General features: G+C 59.4%; 14 protein-coding genes. 5 read left to right on the top strand and 9 right to left on the bottom strand.

Features of this window, described 5'->3' with window-relative positions; all coding sequences use genetic code 11:
• Positions 1-372 precede the first annotated feature (372 nt).
• Positions 373-576, top strand: a complete 204-nt coding sequence (locus Q3C01_RS08585; RefSeq protein WP_458144886.1) for a hypothetical protein — start codon at positions 373-375, stop codon at positions 574-576.
• Here Q3C01_RS08585 and Q3C01_RS08590 read toward each other — a convergent pair.
• The 9 genes from Q3C01_RS08590 to Q3C01_RS08630 form a co-directional block, all read right to left on the bottom strand.
• On the bottom strand, positions 573-2,339 hold the full coding sequence (locus tag Q3C01_RS08590; RefSeq protein WP_458144887.1) for a gluzincin family metallopeptidase: 1,767 nt from the start codon (positions 2,337-2,339) through the stop codon (positions 573-575). The genes Q3C01_RS08585 and Q3C01_RS08590 overlap by 4 nt on opposite strands.
• A gap of 29 nt (positions 2,340-2,368) precedes the next feature.
• Positions 2,369-4,543 (bottom strand): chitosanase, encoded by a 2,175-nt coding sequence (locus tag Q3C01_RS08595; RefSeq protein WP_458144888.1) that lies wholly within the window; start codon positions 4,541-4,543, stop codon positions 2,369-2,371.
• 9 nt (positions 4,544-4,552) lie between these two features.
• Positions 4,553-5,188 carry a papain-like cysteine protease family protein gene (locus Q3C01_RS08600; protein ID WP_458144889.1) on the bottom strand — a complete coding sequence of 212 codons (636 nt, stop codon included), beginning with the start codon at positions 5,186-5,188 and terminating at the stop codon, positions 4,553-4,555.
• A gap of 60 nt (positions 5,189-5,248) precedes the next feature.
• The gene (locus Q3C01_RS08605) at positions 5,249-5,428 is read right to left on the bottom strand and encodes a hypothetical protein (RefSeq protein WP_458144890.1); all 180 of its coding nucleotides are present in this window, start codon (positions 5,426-5,428) and stop codon (positions 5,249-5,251) included.
• A 1,132-nt stretch (positions 5,429-6,560) separates the two neighbouring features.
• Positions 6,561-7,613 (bottom strand): hypothetical protein, encoded by a 1,053-nt coding sequence (locus Q3C01_RS08610; protein WP_458144891.1) that lies wholly within the window; start codon positions 7,611-7,613, stop codon positions 6,561-6,563.
• An 89-nt stretch (positions 7,614-7,702) separates the two neighbouring features.
• Positions 7,703-13,492 carry an ATP-binding protein gene (locus tag Q3C01_RS08615; protein WP_458144892.1) on the bottom strand — a complete coding sequence of 1,930 codons (5,790 nt, stop codon included), beginning with the start codon at positions 13,490-13,492 and terminating at the stop codon, positions 7,703-7,705.
• Complete coding sequence (locus Q3C01_RS08620) at positions 13,486-15,846, bottom strand: CHAT domain-containing protein (protein ID WP_458144893.1); 2,361 nt, start codon at positions 15,844-15,846, stop codon at positions 13,486-13,488. The genes Q3C01_RS08615 and Q3C01_RS08620 overlap by 7 nt, the downstream gene beginning before the upstream one ends.
• A complete protein-coding gene (locus Q3C01_RS08625) occupies positions 15,843-17,303 on the bottom strand; it encodes a M48 family metalloprotease (RefSeq protein ID WP_458144894.1) in 1,461 nt (486 codons plus the stop codon). Before Q3C01_RS08625 ends, Q3C01_RS08620 begins: the two co-directional genes overlap by 4 nt.
• Before the next feature lie 979 nt (positions 17,304-18,282).
• A complete protein-coding gene (locus tag Q3C01_RS08630) occupies positions 18,283-18,726 on the bottom strand; it encodes an AAA family ATPase (RefSeq protein ID WP_458144895.1) in 444 nt (147 codons plus the stop codon).
• Positions 18,727-19,174: 448 nt separating this feature from the next.
• Between Q3C01_RS08630 and Q3C01_RS08635 the strand changes: the two genes are divergently transcribed.
• From Q3C01_RS08635 to Q3C01_RS08650, 4 genes are all read left to right on the top strand, one after another.
• Positions 19,175-20,860 (top strand): hypothetical protein, encoded by a 1,686-nt coding sequence (locus tag Q3C01_RS08635; protein WP_458144896.1) that lies wholly within the window; start codon positions 19,175-19,177, stop codon positions 20,858-20,860.
• Positions 20,861-20,865: 5 nt separating this feature from the next.
• The gene (locus Q3C01_RS08640; RefSeq protein WP_458144897.1) at positions 20,866-21,093 is read left to right on the top strand and encodes a hypothetical protein; all 228 of its coding nucleotides are present in this window, start codon (positions 20,866-20,868) and stop codon (positions 21,091-21,093) included.
• 198 nt (positions 21,094-21,291) lie between these two features.
• Positions 21,292-21,624, top strand: a complete 333-nt coding sequence (locus Q3C01_RS08645) for a hypothetical protein (protein WP_458144898.1) — start codon at positions 21,292-21,294, stop codon at positions 21,622-21,624.
• A 1,904-nt stretch (positions 21,625-23,528) separates the two neighbouring features.
• On the top strand, positions 23,529-24,470 hold the full coding sequence (locus Q3C01_RS08650) for a hypothetical protein (protein ID WP_458144899.1): 942 nt from the start codon (positions 23,529-23,531) through the stop codon (positions 24,468-24,470).
• The last annotated feature ends 193 nt before the right edge of the window (positions 24,471-24,663 follow it).

Raw genomic sequence — 24,663 nt, forward strand, 5'->3', positions numbered from 1 at the left:
GCACATTCCCCCTTAGACATTCAACGACGGCCGTCATCGAAACGTAGGGATCGATCATGGCTCTTGCGAGCGTCTTTCCTCCCGGACCGGCGCGCCATGCGCGGTCGGGCGTGCTATTTGCACTGCTCGGCGCGGCGGCGGGAATAGCGCTTGCGCGAGATCGCCGATCACGCCAATGGATCAAAGGCGATGGAACCATACAGACCCACTTGCCATTACTTTGGCGGATGGAAGGCTGCTTCTGCCCTATGTCTTGCAGGGACCCGAGCCGTGCAATACCAAAGCTCAAGACCAAGCCTTGCAAGATAACGACAGTCGAGATTAGCTTCCACAGTGCGTTGCCGCCGCGCGGACAATTGGAGCTATGGCAAAATGGGCCCGGAAACTCATGACCACGATCCAGTTCGCGCCGAGCGCATCCCTGCTACGAAGTATGATGCGCAATTTCTCGACAAACTGAAGGCGCAACAGAAGGTGGCGCCGGTCGACGAGAACTGGACGGACGATCAATTGCGCAGCCTGCCGCCCAACATAAGCTGGCTGCTTTACCCGAACGGCGATCTGCAACGCCTCTAGTCTGGAGTGCAGGAAACGCGGGCTGGCCCGGTCGAACCGCAGCTAAAGCAAATACGCTTGAGGGTCATCTTCCCGCCCTCCTGGACCAGTGCATGCGTCATGCGGCTGGCGTCCTTCTTTCCGGCAGACGTGATCGATTTTGTCTCAACTGAAAGGTCGACCTGTTGGCGCTGAATCAATCCCTCGACAAAGCTTTGTGCAGCAGTGGTCTTGTCGTAGCTGTCATCCGCAACACGCAATGCGCCGCCAGCTGCAGCCGAGGCCACGGAAAACCGCAACGGCTCCTCGGTCGCATGCACATTGAGGACCATGCCGCCCGCAATCGTCAAAGGACGAATGGGAAGCTCTGGCGTGTCACCAAGACCACGCAAATGAGCATCGTCGGCCAGTCTGTCTTCGTAGGAATAGAGGATGGGACCACCACCGCCAGCCGCCGATGCGGCGCGCTGAGCGGGAACGATGGCGGTCGGCACCGGCGCGGTTCCCAGCTGCAAGGCGGAAGCGACGGAAAGTATGCCGTGCTCGAGAAACGCGCCGGTCAATTCCGCCTTGTATCGACCGCCAAACCGGGCCTGATCCGCCTGCACGATCGAAGCGGCTACCTGGCTGAAATAAGTCTCGACGATCGGCGCACCGTGAATGGCGTCGATCAGAAGCTGAGCCATATCCCGGCTCACGGCCAGCAGGGCAGCATCGTCCCGCGGCGATCTCGTCGAATACATCCGGGCAAGCGCGTCCAGGAACGCGCCCGTGAAAATGCGCGAAAATGAATGCTCCTCACTCGAAAGCAGATTGGCGTCCGCCACCGGCGGCAGCAGATCCGCACTCTTGTAAAAGAAGCTGTTCGCTGCATTGCGCAGGCAGTCGCGGTCCACCTTGCGCGGCGAGATTTGACGGATACCCCAACCGAGTTGCTCGGCCAGACGAGAGAGCCTCGAGTTGATGTTGAGGCGCCCGCCGGTCTCATCTACGACCCGCTTGCGCATCTCAGGGATCTGCAATGCGCACAGTATAGCGCTCATGTCACCGAAGGATTCGTGAAAGGCAGAGGTCTCGGTGTTTGCTGCATTGAAAAGCTGCGGTCGTAATGCATCCAACACCGCATGGCCAAGTTCGTGGCATACGACATCGGGGCTCTCGCACGAGTAGATGTCGAAGCTACGAACCGTTTGCCGATAGAACCGGAGGCCGAAAGTACGCGTATAGTTTGCGTTCAATTGCTCGCCCGCCTCGACCAGCGAGACCTGCATGGGGTTTGCCGTCGACCAGGTCGTGGCGGACGGCAGGAGCGAACCCCAGAAATTAATCCCGCGCGACAACGCCTCGGCCGCCACCCAATAGCGAAATGCCGTTGTGCCGGGATTGTAGAGGCCACTCGCGGGCGTACTCCCCGCGATGCGTATTCCCAATGTCGGGTAATCTAGAGTCTCAAGCCGGACCGCAGCCGGCGCAGCGATTGCGGGATCGACGCTCGCAACCGCTTCGCTGAACGGGTCATCCCAACTATTGACCTGTTGGCTCGCCGCGCCGGCCGCGGGTATCACGCTCGAGGCGGCATTGGCACGCATGAATTGCTGCAGTTCGTCATTGGTTGACGATATCAGCTCCGCAACCTGCTGAAGGACCGCGGCCACGTCCGGGCCGTTGCTCTGCTTGCCTTTGGTCCGCTTCACCATGACCGCTCCCTTGTGATCTGCGATCCAACGAAATGCGTAATCGAGCGCCGGCATATCGACGACGGAAACGAGAACTGCCCTCGCCATCTCGTTACTGGCGAATTCCCCCGGCCGGCCTATCCCGACCGTCCCCAAAACCGCGGTCCGGTCTGAACGGCAGGAACTAACGCACCGGCGTTTGCCAGTCCGGCCGCCGCGCCGCCCGCAACTGACGTGTTATCAAGCGCGAGGACATAGACAAACGTGCTCGCTTGGAAGCCCGTGGCAGTCCACGCACGTGAGTCCGGCCCGACACCGCCACCGTGGGATTCGATGGTCTTCGCCCCCGAGATTAGAAGAACATGGCCAATGTGGCTCAAGGTGTCCTGCGGCCTGAGGAAGGCGATCCGGACCAGTCCGTCGCTGTGGGTTGCCTCGGCAGGAGAGGATTTGGCAAACCCGTGCGCTCGGATCCAATCATGCTGGTTCACCGAGCCGTCCGGGAAGGCGATCACCGGGTTTGTGGCCAGACGCAGCGCTTCCCTCACAAAGCCGCTGCAATCCACTGCAGTAAAGTCCCGCCCCGGGACCGCCCCCAGGAATGGCACCTTTTTTCCGAGACCGTAGGTCACACGCGGGTTCGAGGTCTCGCAGCTCTTCAGGAAAGCCCAGATGCGGTTCATATCCAGCGTCAGGCGTGGCGCCGCTGCTGGTCCTCCAGCTAGCGGGGCGAGATCCATCACGCTGCTCTCACCGAAGTTCGCGAGGTAGCTCCCCTCGGTGAGGTCGTCGACCTCTCCGGGCAAGGGAGCTGCCGGATCATCGCCGCCGAAGGATACGCCGGCTTGTCCGATGTACGGCACGCCTAGCGGCAGTCCGCCGGCGAGCGCCGCCCCCGCGGCCAGCGGGCGTGCGTCAACCGGCACGCCGTTGGCAGAGATCGGCGTTATGGCGAGGTCCCAATTGCCGCGCGCGATCTCGCGCGCGAGGTCCCGCGTCCGATAGGTCGTGCTGCGCACGATCGGGTTCGCATTGTTGGCAAGCCAGTCATTGCGGACATTCACATATTGCTGAATCCAGGTCTGCTCATTGCCGCCCCGCGCCGGGATCGGTTCCGGAAAACGGGCCCGCAAGAGCGACAGGATCCCACCACTCTGAATCTGTGAATCGTAAATGACGAGCATCGACAAGGCGCGCGAGAAGCCGTTCGTCTGCGCCCAATTCAGCGCGTGCTGGAAATAAGCGCGGTCAAAGAATACATCCTGCGTCTTGCGCATGATCGGATCCTGCGCACCAGCCCGGTGAAGCAGGTTCTTGAAGTTCGCGTCGTCGACCAGCGCAATGACTCCGATCTTTTCGATGTAAGGCCGCAGGTCGTTAGCAAACTGGCCGCCGGCATCGACGTACATCTTCACCAGTTCCTGCAAGTGACTGTATTCGGTGGTTTGCGCGCGGCCGTAAGTGATCTGGCGAATCATCCCCGGCCCGTCGTGGAAGATCGTGATGTCGCTGTAGTCGCCCTGGATCGATCCGGTTTCAAAACAGTTGATCACACGCTCGCAAATCAAGCGCTGATCGGCATTCAACTGCATCGCCGTAGCACCCTCACCGCCTGCTGCCGCGGCGGCAGCTGGCGTCGACGGCTTGATCTGGCTGAGTTGCCTTGAGGTCTCGTTGAGCTGGACCGCCGCTTTCATTAGCGCTTCAATCGCCTGCTGGAGCGCGTGAATGTCAGGATCGGTCATGCTGTCCTCCTCTTTCGATTGCTTGCGTTTGGTCGCGGCGGCCGAAACGGCTCGCAGAATGAAGCCGGGGTCCTCGCGCGGCGGCAGCGATTTCTTCGCGCTGCCGTCGGTCAGCGGAATGAAGATGTCCTTTGGACCGTGCAACCAGAGAGCGGACATGTAGATCGAGGGAATTTCAAGAACCCTCACCTCGTATTCGATCGGATTCGCCTCATAGCGTTGAGCGGCGTACTCGGCCGCTTCGGCCAATCGGCTAGCGAAGCCACCCCGTATCAGGCTGTCGAAGCCCGCCTCGCCGCCGGTCTCCTCCTTGAGGTCGGCAACAGCGAGCGGGTTAGGTCCGAGCACCAGATAGCGCCACCCGATTGGCTGGGCCCTCTCCAGAAAATGGACGTCGATCAAATCGGAGAGCTTCACGAAATAGCGCCGTATCGGCTGGCTTGCATGCGGAGCGGCGCCGCCGCCCGCGGCAGACAATACCGCCATTTGATCGGGCATTAGGTCGTTGACGGCACGCGCGACGACGTCCACTCCGCGCGCCGGTCCGGAAGGCAGTTTGATCGTCATCTCCCAACCTCAACAGGATTTGGGTGAATTGGGATCGGGCGCGGCGCCACCCGCAGCAGCAACATTGCCGGCCAAGCCGGTGAAGTAGCTGTGCGTCCAGCTATCACCTGTCGTCATGTAGGCCGAAACGAAGTCGGCGTATTTTTTCGTCGTCGGCCCGTAATAGGGATCGCAGACCATGACATATTGGCTGCCATCGGCGGTGACGCTCCATCCACCGAGTGCCACGAAGTGAGCACTTCCGCCCGCCCAAGCTATTCGGCAGCCGAGCGGTCGGCCGCCGTTGATCTCGCCCTGCACGACGGCAAAGGTCGCGTCCGAAGCTGCGATGTGATCGAAATGACCGACGCGCGTCAGCGCCCTGTCGAGGTACCATGGCTGGTTGCAGCCATCTGAAGCATCACCGCCGCAGCAGTTGAGCGGGGCGAGCTCGCCGGAGGCGATGGAGCACTGCGTCCATGCGCTCGAACCAAAGAAGCTCGCGACGCTGCTGCTCACCGCCGCCCAGCACCATTCGGACTGTTGCTGTATTTCGACCGAGAAGCCGCTCAGCGATTGAGATGGTGCTCCGCCATCAGCGGCGGCGGCGCCAGCCCGCGCTAGCGGCAGAACTTGTAGAGGACCCAGAACATCGGCGACGGGCATGTCTTCCTCCCCGAGTTCAACCCAACGATTTCGATCCGCTTACGCGCTAAAGCAGCGTTGTCATTTGACGACCGATACTCCGAGCGACGTCACCACCGATCCGAATGAGGCCGTCATCGCCTGACCGCCGATGGGCACACCCAATTCCCATGCAACACGTGTGATGAAGTCGTTGAAATTGCCGGAACTGCTGTTCAGGACCAGCGCGAGCGCGCCGACGACGATCGTTGCCAGCAGCACGCCGAGTCGGGCGGCAGCGCTGTTTACGCGATTTGAAACATCAGATGGCCGTATGACAGCATACCGGAGACTGCCAGCGCAGAACCGCCGACGAGGTTTACCGCATTGACTGTATTGATCCGGGCTTGCAGCTGCGTTCGCACCGTGCCGAGCGCAAAGGGAGAGCGCGATCCCGGCAACGACAGCTGGAGCCAAACAAAGAGAACGGGAAAGCCACAACGCGCGCTTCGTCCCGCCGAAGCTTGCCCAAGCGTGCTTCGGCTCAATCAGTTGTGTTGCGCCGTCAAACCCGAGACGCATCGATATACATACCAAAAATAGATTGCGAAAATTCATTCAGCCATAACGGGAGCGTATGTTAATCTCGCGACTTGTCAACCTTTCGTAGAAAAAATCACACTTGCGCAGTGGTTGGCCCGCTGATGGCGCGAATGATGATCAATGGTGTAAAGGGTTCGTGGAGCGTTGGAGCGGGTGAAGAGAACCCTAGTATCGAGTTTGGAAGTCTCCAAATTTCCCTTCGCTCGCTCAACGCGCATTCTGACAATTCACAGCCATTTCGCTTGTTGAGATCGTTACAGAACCTTCTCTTGTCAGTGTGACCGTGGCGACGGCTGCCGACCCGCATACGGATTACCATGGCCCGACCGCGATCACACCTCCGCTCTGAGTTTTCGGAACCGGGCTCGGAATCTCACAGGCTTAGCCCACGCGTTGCGTAGGGGCGTCCTGTGAAATTCATCCACCGAAGTTAGCCTTACTGAGCCAGGCCAAACGCTCACGACGAGCGAGCCTGCGACGGACAAGGGCCCGACAACAGGTCTGGAGATCGACGGACGCAAGATGCGCGATCTTAGGGTACGCTCGGAGGGCCGTCACATTTGTTGCGATTTCAATGATTTGGTGCGGTGGGTTAGGAAGCCAGGTGCCTTCCAGCCGAGCCAAAGCTGCTCCAAATCGGGTGCGGCATCGGTTGACCAGCGCCGGCACGCTTAGCTAGCGGCGCGCCGACAGTCGGGAGCTGCGGCCTCTTCCCCGGTTTCGAGAGGCTCCTAGATTTTAGTCTTAACCCTCTCCTCGTTGCGCTGCGTTGAAAATACCTGCGGCGATTTCTCGCCGCGCACCGCAATCGTCAATTGCCCTCGGACAGAGCCTCTTCGAGCGTGATCGGCAGCAGCTTATTAGCCAATTCCGCGCTTATAGCGTGCACTTTGACGATGTCGGCGAGCGATCGCGCTTCATCCCCAACGGCCTGCTTGCCCTCCTTCGTGACGGCCTCCAATTCTGCCTTGATGGCCTGCACGACACGGCGTCGGTCTCCGACGGCCAGGTCGTCCGACTGCCAAGCGGCGGTGATCGCCATGACGCGAAAGGCCTCGGCTTCCTTATCTTCCCCTTTGAGAAGCGCCTCTATGGCTTTGCCTAGGGGATCTGAGATGTTCTTCAAACGCCAGTCGTCTCGCTCGGTACGACCTTCGATGCGCAACAGTATGTAGTCGTAGCCCGTGAGCGGCTGCGCCGCTGCTCCCGCGCGCGGGGCGTAGAAGAGTCGATCGTCCTTGACGGACAAACGCTCCCTGGCGATGTCCTTAGTGGGAGCGAGCACGACTGCCAGATAACCAGGAACCAGCGGGTTCGCGCCATCGCCCCCCGCCGAAGTGAATGTCTGATGGAGTCCCAAATGCACGCCGCCATTGGCATCATCGAGGAACTTTTGAATCCCGGTCTGGACCTTTTGCGCGATCGGGATGGCAGGCCCAAGCGGCGCCGCGATCAGCGAAGAGAAATCGCTCAGCGTGCCGACAGCTGCGCTGAGCAGATTATTGCCAGGCACCGCCACCAGCGCGGCAGCGATCTCGACCAGGCCGCCGTTGAACGGCGTCAGATCCATGAGTCTGTAGTTGAGCTTTACACCCTTTGCCACGGCGCTTTTTGGCGCCTCCGTGATGGCATTGAGCGAGATTTCCTGATTGGCATATTTTAGCTTCACCGTGCCGGTTACCGATGGATACCATTGTGTGAACCACTTGCCACTCTCAGCAAGGAACATGTCCGCGATAAAGATGCGGAAATAGCTCTTCATCGGCACTAAGGCGGTAGCGCCTTCAGCGGGTATTGCTGCATAAACGTAGTGGTCGGATTCGGTCTTCACCCAGCTCTTGATCAAACTCCATAGATCAGCCATTCGACCCTCCCTGTTTGCTGCCGGCCTGCTTTTGATGCTCGGCTGCAGCGATACGAAATACCGACGCGAGCAGCGGTCCGCCGCCATCTTCATGCTTCTAATTTTGTCCGAGGCGCTTTGCTGGCAACCCGGGGCGTTTTGCCAAGCACTGTCGATGTGTAACGGGCGAACAAGCAGACATCCAACGCGAGCTCCGCCCGCGCTTCCTTCGCCCAATCGGGCACCGTCCATGATTCGATCGCCTTTCGCACGTAAGTCACAGCCCGAAAGACAGCGTCCCGGTTTGTCGTGAGGACCGCAATCTCGGGCGTGGAGCTTGTGCGCCTATTGGCCTCCCCCTTCTCCTGGTCAACCGTATCCGGTTCGACAATGTCGTCAGTCGGAGCCTTGATGGTCCGTACTGCGTCTTTGCGCATTTCCTCGGCGATGATCTCGACAAGCTTCGTCGCAAGCTTGGGTGGCAGGCCCGGCAGCACGATGACGGCCCATGCGCCCGCGGCGAATAGGTCGGCCCCGTAGGATCGCAATGCCGCCGCGCGCTCGCGCTCTGTGTCGAGCCTCTGCAGCGGCGTCTCATTGTCCTGCCACATCGAGTCGTCGGGCTCGCCCTGCACGATGACCAGGGTCGGTGCGTCGGTCGGGTCGGAGAATCCTGAAGGTTTCCCAGCCCGGCGCGAAGATTCCGTTTTCAGCCGTCGTCCGCTCAAGCTTTCGACGACGCTGCCGATGACATGCAGCAGGTAGTCGGCTTCGCGCCGACCCGACGGCATCGTGGGACCTGTTACCACGGGTAGGTCTAGTTTGCTCCATCCTGTCTCGCCGATCCTATCCCAACCGCGAGAGACGACCCTGACCTCGGTAATCCTGGCCGAGTCTGCCGCCCTGCCTTGTTGAGCCCCAGGTAGAGCGTCTCCGCACCTCCATGGCTGTAGTTTTGCAAGGAGGTCCGCACGCGTCAGCGGCTTTTCGGAGCGCAGTTGAATACCGACCGCCAGCACTGCCTCCCAGGGTAAATCTGAGAGCGCTGGCGGGATGTCCAATGCGACCCGCAATGGACGCCGCCGAGATCTCGGTAGCAGCCCGGCTAGTTCCTTAACGATCACCGGCGGCAACACTTCGACGAGCTCACCATACGCACGCGCGGAAGGCGCCACGCCGTCTGCTTCAAGTTGAACGGCCGGCTCCCAACGGAACGGCAGCCCGACATCCAGCGCAAACAGGAATGACGGTGGCTGATCGCTGTCGTCACGCGACGATGGAGTCATCCTGAAACGCAACCACGGCGACGCCTGCCTTAACGTCCTTTTCGACAAGAGCCAATTGATCGAACTGGTTGCACCGTTGCGAGAGCGCGAGCTTGTTCGCTTTTGCGAACGAGCCTTGACACGCAAGCGGACGGACGACCAAGAATCTCGAAGAGATTCCAACACGACCTGAGCGACCCCGGCGCACAGCGCGCCGAAAATTAGCATAGCTAGAACGAGCGGCCAGACGGCACCTAGACCGTCGCCCGCACTCGCTTTCGTGATGCCAAGGTTCGCCAGATACACGAGCCCGGCGATGATGCCGACTAAGGTTGCCAGCGACGTGACGACCACAGCGACGTCGAACGCAACGGACGTGATACGGCTCCAGGTCAGTCGCCGCGTCGGGTGTGGCAGATCGAGCTCCGGCGGCCACGGCTCGGAATAGCGCTGGGCGATCCAACTGTGCGTCGCCGCCTCTGCGTCCGGAGACATCCCAGCAGTGACGGCGGTGCGCGCACGAATGAGACGGTTCAGCCAATCGGCCCAGTCCGGGTGCGACGGCATCCTCTCGGGAGCATCGGTCTTCTTGGCAATCGCTTCCGACCAGCTCACAATCGATTCCCAACTGGGCAATGACGCGGTGGGAGCAAAGTCCTGATACGTCGGTCGGACCTTATTCTCAAGATCCGCAATTGCCTTGTCCTTCTCGCCAGCGCGGACGGCCGCAATCACACCGCCGATCGCGGCAACTAAAGCGCCTGGTGCATGACCGATCAGCTTGAACCGCTCATAGGCAAAATCGAACAGCATTTTGGCCCGCTGCGGCAGACGGAGCGCGAGCAGCTCGGCCTCTTCCACAGCGACCTCGGCCGCGAGTAGAGGCTGATCGCTTCCAAGTTCCGCGAAATCGATTGCGCCGATCGGCCCGGATAGCACAAGCATTCTCACCAGCGAGCGCAACAGGCCTTCCGCCTCCGCCAAACGGACGTCTCTTTCCGGCCGTCGGAATACCAGTCTCTCGGCGGCCGACGATGGGACGTCCAACAGATGCGCTTCCGCCACGTCGAGCTGGAGCAAGCTCGTCATCTTGGGCGGGCTTTGGTCCAGTGCCGTGTAGAGGCGCTCGCGATAGCCCGCGACGGTCTCCTGACTGGCTGAAACCAGACATTGCCATGCAGCATGCACGAGCGTCGGCGACTCGGGGATCGGTTCGGCCGGGCGTAACTCCCGTGAGCCGCCGGCAGTCACGAATACTTGCCACGCTGCCGAGACATCGTCGGGGTCGCTGGAGATCACGAGGCGATGCAGCAGATCAGATGAGCGTCCGTAAAGACGCATCCGCCGAATGGTGCGAGCTATCTCCCGTTGCGCTAGCCGGACCGTCGGCCCGTCGTTGCCGGTCTCGCTGGCGTCGGCAAGGTGGGCCTCGAGAATCTCAAACGCACTCTCTGCGTCCCCAATGCTGGTGATGGCCCGGGCCAGCGCGACGAACAGGGGCCGCGTTTCACAATGGGCAAACGCGGTCGCTCGTCGGTCCTGCCGATACTCGTCGGTGTTCGCGAGATCTACAATTTCGCCCCAATCTAGCGGTCTCCCGGTCGACTGAATGCCGATAATGATGGAAACCAGCCGCTCGGAATCGATCGATCTAAGTTGCTCGAGCGTCCCGGCCTCTGCCAGCCACTGCGCCATTTCGGAGCTGTAGCGCCGCAAGACCTCCGAGATGGGCAGGCAACGGAGCACTTCAAGCCGGATTCGGTCGCGCAGCGACGACGGAGCGCGCCAGTCCGCCCACGGAACTGGTCGCTTCCATGGATCCAACGCCTCATCGAGCGCTTCGTGGAAAAGATCCATGCGGCGATCGCGGCCTGCGAGCATAGCTGCCCTGCCGTCAAGGATCATTCGGTATGCTAAAGGAATTGCAGCTGTGTCGATCTGTGGGTTTAGACTTGGTATGTCGAACCCTGGTTGGCTGCAGGCCTTTGCAACTTCTAACACGTCCAGGACGTGCTCCCAGGCTGCAGCGAAGCAACCACGCAACTGGGCCATCTGATCCGGAGCCAACGAGCTGCCTTGCTCACCGTCCTCAAAGGCCTTCAACAATCTCAGCTCTTCCACTGCTTCGGCAAAGCTGCGGCGGCACACCTCCACATCGGAAGGATTTAAAGCCACGCCCGCCGTGCCGACCGCCGGCAAAAAACCGGCAGCGATGGCAAAGAACTGGGCCGTGACCCGCCCTAGCTTGGCCCGCTGTCGTAGCCACGCCTTGATGCCCGGAACAGGATGAGAATCAACAGTATCCTCAACCTCCTTCCACGCCTCGCGCGCATCAAATCCGAGATCGTTCTGAATCATGGCCGCTGTGTGCGTTGCCCGCACCGCGGCACGCAGGGGCGATACCTTGCCGCCAGCGGTTTCGCTGGGGGCGGCCGCCCCATCCTCTCCCAGCACTCGTTCTGTCACTGAGCGAGCCCACGACCAATCCGCCTCCGAGGGTACGCGACGCTCGATGTTGTCCCACAACACCGCCGCCTCCTCGGCCGGCAGCAGGCGCAACGTGGCATCGATGTGGTCTACGCCGAGCTCGCGAAGCGCTCTTTCACGGACTTGCCGCGCAAGACCGGCGCGAAGCTGCGTCCTGGACCTGTCGATCTCCTCGCGTCGGGGATAGGTGTCGAAATATTGCCAGACGCGCTGGTAGAAATTGCGATCAATCTCCAGGAATGCTGTGCCCAGCGCCTGGTCACTTTGATAGTTGATCCACTCCATGTCTCCCAGCTCGCGAAAGACTTCATCCGTATTGCCTTCCAAGGGCATGGCCGACTGCAGCATGTCCTTGTCGAACCGGCGCAGAAGTATTGCGGCGGGAAGGACCGCACGGACGATTGCATGTTTGATGCGCTTGACAATCCGCAGCTCAACATAGGGATCCGCAATTCCGCTACTTATCTCCGCAGCGGTCAGTTGCGGGCTTTCTCCCAACCAGTCTCCGTACAGCGCCAGATCGAACGGATTGTAACGTTCGTCCGCAAGATCGGGCGCCTCCGGCGTGACACGCAGGATCGGGATCGCCGCACTCGGCTCGCGGCTCCGCGCCAAAACGGCCTTCTTCATGGCGTCATCGAGCTCGCGCCCGCTTTTGCGGTGTAGAAGAGTTTCGGAATCCTCTCGATCGAAGCCGCGCAACTGATGGATGCGGAGGTAGCTTTTGCATTTTGGCAAATGGCCCTTCGCCGCTGTCGCCGCCTCGTCAACGTACCAGCCGGCCGTACCGTTCGGTTGCTCCTCTCCCGAGAGCGCAAGCAGGCGTCGACCCGCGAAGATTACGCGTACCGAGGGCACCTTTTTGTGCACATATTCCAGCATGTCGAACGCCGCCATTAGGCTTGGCAGCATTGCGCCTGACGGGGTGAGCTTCGCCAGCTCCTCGCAGGTATCGAGGATCAGCAACACGGGTGCCGGCAACGGCAAGAGCAGGTCACAGAACGTATCAAGTGCATCTTGAAATTCCGCACGGCGAGTGCTGACGAGCGGATCGGCTTCGGGCTTCAGCTCGGTGGTGGACACCGGGTCGGCGCTGCCCTTCACCGCACCGGCAGGACCGCTGATGGCCTCGTGCAGCTGCAGAACGCGCTGCTGAAACTCCTCCGCCAGTTTGTCCTGGCGCGTAGATAAGCTGAACGACTGCAATTCGTCGGCGAGGGCGGAGAGGAGCTGTCCCGGCCTGCGCAGCGGATACTCGGGGCTGAGGTGATCGAAATCGATGCGCGCGACCGCGATCTTACGTTGCGACGCCAGTCGCGAGGTGATGTAGCGCACCAGCATGCTCTTGCCGACTCCGCCCGGCCCCACGAAATGCAAAGCCCAATGCTCGGCAGACGGCAGAAGCAGTTTTTCGACTTCCTTGATCTCCTCCGTGCGCTCAACAAAATCCTTGAGCAAGCGCTCGTCCTGCTTCCTTCGATAGACAAGCTCGACCCAGCGATTTCCGCGCGCGACGGTGCCTTCGAGGGTGCCCCCCAGTATCGACGCTAGCTCCTTGCCTGTCGTGAGCAAGTCGAGCGCCTCACCGGTCGCGCCCTCTTTGATCAGTTCGCGAGCTTTCTCGGTCAACCACGCGGCCGCACTCCCGGAACTTCGATCCCGTTCTACCAGCTCCGACCATTCGCGGACGGTTTTAGGCACGAAAACTTCCCGACCGGCTGCGTTGATCGATTCAGCGGCCTTCCAAGCCTCTCCGCGCAAAAAAGTGGCCCCCGGATCGCGCATCAACCGGCCGACGTGCTCGGTCCTGTCTGCCGCCGGCATCCAAAAATATCTTTCCTGGACTATGGATGCCCGTCGCGGCGGAACGTCCGGTGAGTCGTCAAGCGGTTCTGGAGGATCACTGCGGCTGCACAACCCAGCCATTTCCATGCGAACCAGCAATTCCTCGAGGTTTTCGCTGCCGACGGGAAAATGGCAAGCGAGAGCGAGGTGCTCGGTCCAGGTCGGCAGCAGGGCAAGCCAGGCGAGCGCGCGAGGATCGAACGACTTGATCAACGCAGCACGCTGCTCGGCAAACAACGTAACCGGTGTTGTTGCTGACGAAGCGGAGGGTATTATCGCCGTAGCGCCGGTTGTTGCTACCATGGGGCCACTCCGGCGCGCTCCTGCTGCAAGCGCATTTCGTCGTCGGCCTCCTTCAGGAATTTTCCCGCAAGGGCCAGTCTGCCGAGAAGCCGGAGCTGCTTGAGTTGATTTGGCATTCCTCGCAGCTCAGCTCTGAACTCCCTGCAAAAGCCCACTTTGACCTCCTCGTCGGCATCGTCATTGAACGCCATGGGAAGGATACGGTTGGCTCCGGGCGAGTTCTGAGGATGCAGCAGCACACGCTGATAGGCGAGCATATCCTCGCCGTCCTCCTTGAACCGCGACAACACGATCTTCATGAGCCAGGGCTTGCCTTGTTCCAGCCACGGCCACAGGAACTGATCGGCGGGCGTCTTCAACGAGGCGACCAGCACGACCGGCACAACCTCGTCGCTGGTACCAAGGCCGAAGTCGTCGAGCATCTCATGCAGGAGCGGCGGTAGGGCATTGTCGTAGCGCTCGACTTGATCGAGAAGAATCAAGGCGCGGCTATTGGCGTCCGCTCCACCCGGTGCGCCCCGGATTTTGTGCAGCAGCTGCCGTAGGTCATTTCTCAACGTCCCTTTCAGGTCAGTGACGCCGACCAGCTCGTCCTTAAACGACTGAGACAGTTCAAGGACCTTGCCGACGATCAGATCACCGTTGCGATACTCGTCCAGCTCCGGCGAACCATGCTTCTTCAGCAACAGCTTCAACAATTCACTGTTCGCTTCCGACACCGGATCAAGGTTGAATGCCGCGCGAGCGGTGTCGATCGCCCCCATCAGCTGCGCTGCGAACTGCGCCAGGTTTTTCGGTGGTGTCCAGCCGGGGATCTCGGACGCGATCAAACACGGCACATGCCCATCTCGTATCGCGCGCGCGGCAAGCTCCTGTAGCAAACGGGTCCGTCCAAGCCCCGATTCCGCGGACTCGACATAGGCCGCGAGAACGGGACGATCGTCACTCCGCAGGAGCTCGTCATATGCGTCCGCGAATTCATATCGGGCGCAGAAGATTGGATTTTTCCGCACGCCGTAGATCTTGATTCGCGTGCGAATCCGCTCGCCCCTGGCACGCGCCTCGGGGGTGATGGCGACGTAGTCATGGTCTATCTTCGACGACAGGAACACCGCGGGAGATGCCCAGTCGAGCGTAGCGGACAGCTTATTCCCCGCGATCATTTGAAAGGATGCTCGCCGCGCTTCCGCCGTCGCAGCGATCAAGCCGTCTCCCTCCTTCAGCAACATTTCTCCGAGACGGCGCGTAAAAAGACGGCACCCTACGTCCGAAACGCGGCCCGTCATGGCGATCACGATCGGCAAGCCGCCGGCGACGAGCTGAACGGCGAGCGGCATCACCGCGGGCGCTCCCATAACGGCCGAAGTGCCGCCCGCCGCAAAACAAGCACTAAGAACGACAACCCGCGGAAGCCATGCGGCTTCGTTACCACGTGCCGGCACCCGCAGCATCTCAAGGATGTCGCCCGCGAAGTACCGATTGTTGGCGCTGGGCGGATCTTGCTCAAGGCGCAAAAATCCGCCGGTCCGTGTGTCGATATCCCCGTGGCATATGAAATGTACCACATCGGGACGGAAGCTCGCGACGGCCTGTTGGATCGCTGAGGGACTTTGCCGCTGGAGCACACGGGACTGGACGCGCGTCCCGTCGCGTTCAAATTGCTCGAGTAAGCCCAGCACTTCCGCGCCCGGCTTGATGTCCTTATCGGTTAAGCTCGCGCCGACCACAAACAGCAACCGAGGCGGAAATTTCATGGGTGCCGGCATCTCGGCCGCGCTTGCAACCCTGCGGGTGATCGCGACGCTCAGCCGGTGCGGCGTTCCATCGCATTGCGCGCCGGCGGCCAAAAAACGATGCCGACCATGCAACATTTCCCAGTTCAATTCCTGAAACCGTGGGTCCGCGCCGGTCGAGCAGATCGAGAGTTCGATCAAGCGCACGCCTGCTGCGATCGCCGTCTCCAGCATCCGCTGCCACACGGTATCGCCGAGCAGGACGGCATAGAGATAGCGGCCGAAAGTCTCGCGCTTGTCGGTCGGCAAGCGGTCCCCGATCGCAGTTTCCGTGTCGGCGAGCGCGGCGAGATCGCGTCCCTCGCACCAGTCCTTGTGAGGCCCGTCGATCGTGGCAAGTTCGGCGTCGGGTGGGCCGGGAAAGGTGCGCGGATCGCCCGCAATATTCACAGTATAGCGCTTGAAGTTGCGCGTCACTGTCTCCCATTTGAGATCGATCGAGCCGCGTCCTGCGGCGTTTGATAGGGGCGAGCACGTGATCGTCTGCTCCCAGTTGGAGTCGATCGTGATGTCAAATCTCACCGTCGCCAGCATTTGTGCTCCCCGCACGCGATCGATCATTCCGGGATCTGGTCGAGCAGATCGGTCAATTGCTTCCCCAACGCCTCTACATTCGTGGCCGCGGGCTCGTCGCCCGACCGAGTGCCCTCCTCCCGGCTGTTGCGTAGAGTCGGGAGAATATTAATTTTGAGCTTATGTTGCTGCTCGTCGCGCTTTTTGTCGCATTCGATGACGGATATCTGTTGCCAGGCGCGCAAGGCTCCGCTGAGGATATAGCGTGCGGCCCGAACGTCTTTCTCCGGCTGCGGCTGAGACTTAAGCAACTCCACCGACCAATATTTGGTTTGTTCGAGGAACTTCACCGTCTCCCACGCGCAAAGCTTCGGCAGCGACGGCAGGGGTGCCAGAGGTTTCTCGAGGACTGCCTTGAGGATGACGGGGATTCGGTCCAATTCGGCCGCCGCCTCGGCTCGCAATCTTTCGTCGCCTTCGTGGACGTCTGTCGTGAGCCCGCGCGGGTCCACCCAACGCAGCGCATTCCCGTCCTTGAGGCCAAGATCGTCGGCCAACCCGGCCAGCAAGGCCAGCCTCACCGCGGGCGCAGGATACAAGGTCTTGGGTTTGAGCATCGATCCTGCCGAGGCGGTTTCAAGTTCGGTCATGGCCCAAACAGCAGCCTGGCCAATCTGCAGAACCGAAAACGCGTCCGCGAACACTTCGCGTCCCCACGCACTCCAGCGCGCAGCTTCCGGCCGGACCAACGCCTCCGGCGCCTCGTCCGATCCGGTGACTGCAGCCGCGAGAACTGAGCCGAAGGTCGGGACCAGGTCGGCCCCGGGGAGGATGTCGTATTGCACGTGGTGCCCGATCTCATGAGCGAGAAATGCAAGCCACCATGGCTCCGTCAGGCAGACCGTCGGCAGTCCGATCAGCGGCAGAGGCAACTGAGCCAAACACTTGGAAATAAAATCGGCGTCCACATCGGATTTCAGATCGGTAGGCGGCTCCGCGCGCGGAATCGCGTTTGGGGAATATTGCGGCTCGATATAGGTCAGCGGCACCGTCCCCCGGGGGTTTCGCTTCGCGCGCGCAAAAGTTTCCGAATAGCAGCTCCAGACGATCTCATCTGCTGCAAGGAGGGTATCGGCGTAGGCCGTGTCGCGCTGGTCGAACTTCTCGCGGAAGTACTTCCACAATCGCCTGATCCAAACGATGCGTTTGTCGTATGTACGGCACTGATCGTAGACCTTCGAAATCGAGGTGATGAGGGCCGCCGTCGCGAGGGCATCGAGCTCTGGCTTCAGCCGCAACAGTGCGTTGTCGAGAACGCCAGTGAGCGTAGTTAGCTGCGAAAAGTACTGTCGAACCTGATCGGCCTTATGCCGCTTGCTGGCCCAAGCATCGATTTCGCCGCCGAGCTGCTCCAGCTCTTGGCGCGTCTGGAGAATCCGCAAGCGTTTCACAAGGAATTTTTGTCTGTGGTCGGTGGCGTCCCCGTCCTGAGCGCTCAGCGTCATCGCACGATGCCCTAGGTGCCATTAGGTCTCACGAAAGATACGACATCAAGCCGGAGTGATTTGTGTTTCACTTCACAAAGGACATGAATCGCGCTCCTTGATGCATTCGTCAAGAGCGCGATCACAGGTAGTGGCACAATTCACCTGGCGCGTCGTTTCGGCTTTACCGGTTCGCACGGGGCTAGCTGAGAGCGGGGCACTCGTTAATGAGGGTGTTAGCCCGCCGATTCCTACTCGGGGCTATACCACTGCCCTCTCGTTACCAAACAGCCGTTTGCCGTGGCGGAGCATTGTTTCAAAGAAACACGACCACGAGAGCGATGCTCGGTCGCGAGACGCTGCGGGTAACAATGTGGGAATAGGAGGATCGTGAAACCGTTTCGCGTCAACGGCTTATCGCGTTTGGCGGATTGCGGTCGCTTTGCTGCGATTTCAATAGCTTGCCGAGATGGATGCCCCTTTCGAGAGGCTTCTAGCTCGTCATTGCCGCGTCGGCTGCAACGAAGAGATAGCTGGCTTTAAACTTCGCCCACTTATCTGCAAGAAGATGATCTCTTGCCCGTGATGAAGCCAGAGCATTAGCCGGTAAATTCAATTGAAATGACCAGCGCCAGAACGAAGGTATGTGCGAATAATTCATTGAAGACAAGGCAGACCGGCCTCGAGATCTTTGAGCAACTTCTATCGATTAATGCATATACAGCTCGAGAAACGCTGGTTCAGGTGGACAGCCGTTTCCGTCCCGGGGCGCCCACGGCCCACCGCAGGTTGCCGCGACGCACGACAAGAACGAGGAGTCCGAGAGCAGGCCGCGCCGCGTAGCCGTGCCAGCGCAAGCCCCAAGGAAGGCGAGCAAAGCCTTGTTGCCCTTTTCGTGCTTCGTCCGACTTCCTCCTTTGTCTGGTTTGTCCGCGTCGGAATCAAACATCACACAGGCGGGATGCCCATGCACTTCGCGATCGCCACGGGTTGGAGGAGTTCACTCTTTCCGTTGACCGGAACAAAAGACACCCGGCCCGTCTAAACGCATCCCATTGCCCCAATAGATGAAGAGTTGCGGACAAGTATCCGTTGTCCTGTAGTCTCTCGACCAGCACCAGGCGTGAGTAAATGAATATCTCGTTAAGCGCGGGTTGAAGTGACTGATGGATTTTTGCAAGTGTCCCGGAGGGCTTCTTTGGCGGTTCACTGTCGCGCCGGCGATTGCCTTGGAGAGATCGGCATACGACATCAGGGCAACCTTCGAGCGTTTCTCGATTAGATTATTGCGAATCGTGCGAACCTTCTCAAAGCCATCCCCTGACACGAAGTGTGGACTGTGCGTTGTGGCGACAATCTGAGAGTTCGTCGTACCGAGCCTCGTGAGCACGGATGCAAGGTGCCACGCTTGAGGGCGGTGCTGGTATAGTTCGGGCTCTTCCACCCCAGAATGAGACTCGCGAACTCACATCATTGATCGACGACTCGAGCCGGGCAAAGGTCGACTAACTATCGGCTTGGTAGCCGAGGTTACGCGGAGTGAATGTCCGAAAGCGGCGCGGTAGGCTTGTCACGCACAATAGCAATGTACCGAGATCGATTGCTGCAGCCGCTTCTGCGTTCACGCCTGAATTCCACGGTTATGCACTCTCTTTCGACGGATTTCATCACGTCGTCGTCGGCATTGGCCTGCCAGCGGCGTTTGAGCGACGCCAAGGTGATCCGGAAGCTCGCTAAACAAAGCCGTTTCAGTTGCGCTGCGGCGCAACACTATTAATGATTGCAATCTCCTAAGTCCTGCGTACGCTGTGTGGCGTTAGACGAGCGCGAGCTCACGCGCCTTCGCCTCAAATCATAGGGGTGCCGGATTCCGCGGAGTGTGGCGCGCAGAATTGTCCGAACTCGCAATAGCGGATCTATCGATTTCCAAAGCGCGCAATCAGCCGCTCGATTCCACGTTGAATAACGGCGGCGGTCTACTCAAAGTTCTTCAACCTGAGGGGGTCATTATGTCTGCGACTTGCGATAAAGCGATCATCACCAACGTTTTTGCCATGAAGAAGAAGTACGGACCGGCCTATACGAAGATCGTCGCGGCGGTGGACACGGTTATCGCAGCGGACAAAGCCAAGGGACTGAACACCCTGCTTATCGCACTAGACGACGCGCCCCAAATGAAGCGGCTCAAAGTCAAGCCGGTTACGAAGGCAAGCGATCCCAAGCAGAACAAGGGGGCCATCGATGGAATTTATCGCGCACTGACTCCTGACTATCTAGCGATACTCGGTTCGACCGATGTTGTTCCGCATCAGGATCTCCTCAATCCCTTGTACGATCCGAAGTCGGAAGACGTTGACAAATTCGCATATGGCGACCTCCCCTACGCGTGTGAGGCACCCTACAGCCAAAAAATCAAAGACTTCATCGGTCCGACGCGGGTAGTCGGAAGGATACCCGACGTGACGGGCGAAGGTGATCCAAGCTACTTGGTGGGCCTGCTCGAGACGGCAGCTGGATACGCTGCGACAGATATCGAAACCCTGAAGAGCTACTTCGCAGTCAGTGCGCAGATCTGGGAGAAGTCAACCTTTGAATCTGCCGGCAACATCTTCGGCACGCCTGCCACAGTTGAGGATGTTCCTGCGAATACCTACCAATGGAGCAACGCTCAGCTGGCCGGGCGTCTGCAGTTTTTTAATTGCCATGGAGCACCCCGGAGTCCACAGTTCTACGGCCAGCCGAGGAGCGGGCAGGAGGTCTACCCACCGGCTCTCGATGCAGCATATGTCGACGGAAAGCTCAAGGAAGGAACTATTCTCGCCGCGGAATGCTGCTACGGTGGCGAGTTATATGGGTTGTCGGCTACCCAGAAACAAATCGGGCTCTGCAACGTCTATCTCGCCAACAAGGGTTATGGGTTCTTCGCTAGCACCACGATCGCCTACGGACCCGCTTCCGGCAACGGGCAGGCCGACTACATCTGCCAATACTTTCTTCAAGGCGTCTCGCACGGAGCGTCGCTAGGACGGGCCGCGCTGGAAGCGCGCCAGAACTTTGTTCGTAAGGCATCGCCACTTGATCCTTCGGACCTGAAGACACTTGCGCAATTCAACCTCTATGGCGATCCTTCCATCACGGCGCTCGCGCCTACCAAGGGTGTCGCGACGATGAGGAATGCAGATTCCGCTCTTACAGTACGTTCCGAGCGGAAGGACCGGCGGCGGATGTTGTTTCGGGAGGGAACGGATCTGTCACAAAAAGAGCCATTCCCGGAGCGCTTCAAAAGGCAGCCAAGAGGCACCATCCTCGCCACGTTGCGAAACAGCGTCGAATCTGAAGGCGGTAAACCAGGTGCAGTTCTTTCCTTCCAGATACGTCATCGCAACAGTCCGAAGATGCCGCGCAGGTTGCTGGATCGGGAACACCTCCCCACCGCATTTCATGTGATATTCTCGGTCAGAGCCAAGCGCAGCAAAGCTGCCGCAGCGGAGGACCCCGGCATCGTCGACATCGTTGCCTACATAGGCAAGGAGGTTGATGGAAAGTTGGTCTCGGTCAACAAGATAAGGAGTCGCTGATCGCGGTGCGCCAGTTCGTCGGCAAGGTCACAAAAGGCCCCTTTGCGGCCGGTTCGAAGAGCGAGCGCAACGCCATTCGACTGGAAACGGCCGAAGGCTCCTATGTTTTGCGACGAGAAGGCGGGAATCCACTTCATGATCCCGCCTTGGAGGACCTCGTTGGCAAGTCGATCGAATGCCAGGGCGAGACCCACGACTACACGCTGACTATGAGATACTGGAAGATAGCTTGAGGCTGTGGTCGCATGCGATGAGATCATCTCTCGTCCGCCTGGATTCGGCCAGCTATGTGGAGCATCAAACCTCACGCGTCGCATGACGCGACAGTGCTTCGCCCGGTGGCCCAATTCGACTAAAGAATCGCCAACCATAGTGTGGCAATCAGCTGTACGTTGCTCACTACGACGTCTACCGGTTTCATAAAGCTCCACGTGGCATCGCCGATCGGTTCTGGACAAATGTGCGTTGCCTTGGAGCCCAATCGCCGGATTTATGCGCGATCGATTCTGGTAAGACTTGATGCGCGACTGCAAATTCAATTTTTAGTTGCAACCAACAGATGCTTTCAATCAACGAATATTTCAGGAAATCAAATGAAGATACCTGCCTATCATACCGACTCGCAGGAATATTCTCCCGCCCATCGAAATGTCCATCTCGACGACCACGATAATTGTCCCGCCGGCAAGCAGATCAAACAATGGCACAGAAAGCCGGAGGATACAGGAAAACCACGGTGTGATGACTGCAAGAAGCTCGGTTAGTCAGTTATCCCCCACAGGTTCGCGTCTGAGCACCATCTCGTCCATCAAGAATAATCAGCCTGCGGATACTCGGCGATCAGCGAGACCAACAGCCGTTACGCCGAGATATCTGATCCCGTTCGGCTTCGCTGAAGCTCCGGGTTCGATCCGACGGGTACTTCAGAAGGACCACTCGATTCACCCTGAACGCTCTCAGCGCTAAACCGCAAGGGAGGCAGTTGCAGGCGCGCAAACATAGCGTCCCGCCTTGGGCGGGACGCTAGAGCGACGACAGTCCTTGAGTTTGCTTTAAAAGGCGCACCGAGGGAGAAGCCCGGGTCAACGCCGACGCGGTGCAGCGGGACCTTGGTCCCGAGCGTCTTCGGCGAGGGACACATCTTTGTTTCGCGCGAGGGATCGAAGCCGGATGGTGTGGGTCCACACCTTTCTGCCGGCTTGGTAGCTCATATGGAAGTAGAGGGCTTGTCGGTTGCTCGCGACTTCGCAACTTGCAGATCGGCGAGATGAGCGAAAAGCACAGTGTGCTTGCACTGTCGGTCGAACAGCGATGCCTCACGACGCAAATCATGACAGGGCGAGCGACAGGTGGAATTGGAATGGCTGACTGAGATACCGCAATTTGCCGAAGCAGGTGTCGTACAGACAAATGCGCTAAGCGCGGGCCTGTTTGCTTGGATGCTCCTGTTGGGACTTTCGACCAATTTCAAGCTCGCCGGACCTGCACAAGCGCCCGGCTTTTCGGTTCGGCACAGAGCTTGCTTCTGTGCACAACAACATCGCCGAGCCGTCGCGGTGATGTAGGGGCGGACCCGGCGCCGCCATGAACGGCGTCGCGTTCGCCCCGCTCTGTCTTAATCGGGGCCACGCAGCCTGATACCGGACCGAGCATTTTGAGACCGCTTCGTGTCGTGTTCGGCTCATAGTCGCGTCCCATTTCTCGGAGAGACTAGCAACACAAGGCGAAAACATGTTGTTCTTAGTTATTGGAAAGAAGCTCTGTACTGGACGTAACGAATTCATGGCCAATTGCTCACAATGACAGGCTATCCCATCAACCGGCAGATAATTCCGATCACCGTGATTGCGGTCTCCGCATGGCTATTCTCGGAGCCAGGCCGGATAGCGAGTGGGCCTCGACCCGCACAGGCCAGCGCTCCGTCGAGCGAGATCCTCGCCGATCCGGCCGCCCCTGATGACCTGGATGCGGATCATAAGTCCGTTGACACTCGCTCATTGCCGAGTGGGCATTGTCGCGTCAGAAGCTCCCAGCTAAGCGTTGTCAAGCTTGGCTCGAACTACGCAGACGTCGTTCACGTGTTCGGTTGCGCGGGCACTCTCACATCAAGCGAGATCGTGGAAGGCACCAAGTTCGAGCTATTTGCATGGAACGAAGGACGGGTTTTGGCGCTGTTCGCCGACGGGAGGCTGTTGCTCGCATCGCGGTCTGCCCCATCATAAGGCACCTGAGATTCTTATAGCATTGGTACGCGCGCCTTTGCCTTTACGACAATAGCGAAGCAGAGAAACGAAAGAGCGGCCGGCCGCTTCTCAGGTCGCTCCGAGCGGAATTTGTTCCGCCGCGTAGCTAGTCCGCAGATTAAACATTGGATCGCGCCAGCGCCGTGACGATCGACGCGCCACTTCGTTTGTTAGCTTCGAGACATTTCCGACGGATGGCAGCGGGCGCAAGGTTCAGCCTCAAACATGTCTGAACCCATGCTAGTTAGAAGCGGCGATTTCCCTTCGGCATGCTGTTTGCTTTGTCATGACCAGCCTCACCGATTCTCCCAGCCACCCGGGGCTTTGGGCTCATCGCTGATGGGCCGCCCGCTCTGTGATGCCTGCTGGTTGCCGCGTCTCGAAACGTCATATTCACGGCTTCCGCCGCGAGGCGCCGAGCATCTATGACCCGGAAATTCGTGGTTGCGAGAGTCCGTGCACAAGCGGAGGACATCGGGGAGGCGCAGATTTCGCTCGATCTCAATCATTCATTGGAACTCATGGCCACCGAAGAATCAGCACTGGCAAATTTCCAACTGCAAATGGGCGACGCGCCGAACGCGCTCGCCGTCAGTCACGATCGAGGCTCCGACGCCCTGGTATTGGTCGAGGCAGCGGTTGACTATCGCTGCGCAATATCAATCCTCAAGGAGGAATTCACTTTAACGGACTTAGAAGCGGACGATAGACTCAACGAGCTCTTTCACAAACCTCGCATCGCGCGCTATTTCCTGCTTGTTCTTGGGCAACACGTCATCGGGGCTGGTTTGGTTCGGCTAAACCCTATGATCCCACAGTCGATATACGTCCCATACATTGCTATCCGCGCGGCCGACCGCGGAAGACTATCTACGCGGAGGATGAAGCAACTGTTCGCCAAGTTCACGCGGGAGATGGGCGCCCGCAGAATTCTGGTTGAGGTCGAAAGCCGGCCTCGCATGCTACTCGATGGTCACCATCGGAAAGAACGCATGCAAAATTGTGCTATGAGAATACATCTGCTGCATCGCGTCTTAGGCACGATCTTTATTGACGATCCGGAACGGGCAATCGCGTATACACGGCCTGCTTCCGATGATCCGCAGAAGGTGAGAACCTCTCTTCTGCTGGGCTTCGTGCCTGTCGAGGCAGAACCGGCAAACTTCTTCAATCCCGAGCGTACCGCGATATCAATTGACCGCTATAGGGAGCTCTATGTGGAACTTATGCAGCTAGATTACGGCACCGAAACACTTATACCCACGCCGAGTCAGCTGGCCGGAAGATACCCCGCAGTTCGCGATTTCCTGATCCGGACGGATGCTTGTCGCTGGGAGCGCTTTTGGGTGTCGCTTCGTCCCTCCTGATTGTCCAACCACCGTTGGCCGCAAAGAGTTGAGCGGGGCGGCTCCGACGCCATACCTCCTCAAGTGCTCGCGACCACTGTTTGTCCGATCTGCGAGAGCAATCCTGTAGGCGCCCGGATACACCGCCCGCAAGCGCGAACTAATGCGGATCATCATCGCTGTCCATCGGACACTACCACGAAAGCCGCGTTCA

This window comes from Bradyrhizobium sp. UFLA05-109 (genome assembly GCF_054185165.1).

Coding starts and splice junctions, on each gene's coding strand:
- Q3C01_RS08585 (WP_458144886.1), top strand. CDS start 373: ATGGGCCCGGAAACTCATGACCACGATCCAGTTCGCGCCGAGCGCATC.
- Q3C01_RS08590 (WP_458144887.1), bottom strand. CDS start 2,339: ATGGCGAGGGCAGTTCTCGTTTCCGTCGTCGATATGCCGGCGCTCGAT.
- Q3C01_RS08595 (WP_458144888.1), bottom strand. CDS start 4,543: ATGACGATCAAACTGCCTTCCGGACCGGCGCGCGGAGTGGACGTCGTC.
- Q3C01_RS08600 (WP_458144889.1), bottom strand. CDS start 5,188: ATGCCCGTCGCCGATGTTCTGGGTCCTCTACAAGTTCTGCCGCTAGCG.
- Q3C01_RS08610 (WP_458144891.1), bottom strand. CDS start 7,613: ATGGCTGATCTATGGAGTTTGATCAAGAGCTGGGTGAAGACCGAATCC.
- Q3C01_RS08615 (WP_458144892.1), bottom strand. CDS start 13,492: ATGGTAGCAACAACCGGCGCTACGGCGATAATACCCTCCGCTTCGTCA.
- Q3C01_RS08620 (WP_458144893.1), bottom strand. CDS start 15,846: ATGATCGATCGCGTGCGGGGAGCACAAATGCTGGCGACGGTGAGATTT.
- Q3C01_RS08625 (WP_458144894.1), bottom strand. CDS start 17,303: ATGACGCTGAGCGCTCAGGACGGGGACGCCACCGACCACAGACAAAAA.
- Q3C01_RS08650 (WP_458144899.1), top strand. CDS start 23,529: ATGACCCGGAAATTCGTGGTTGCGAGAGTCCGTGCACAAGCGGAGGAC.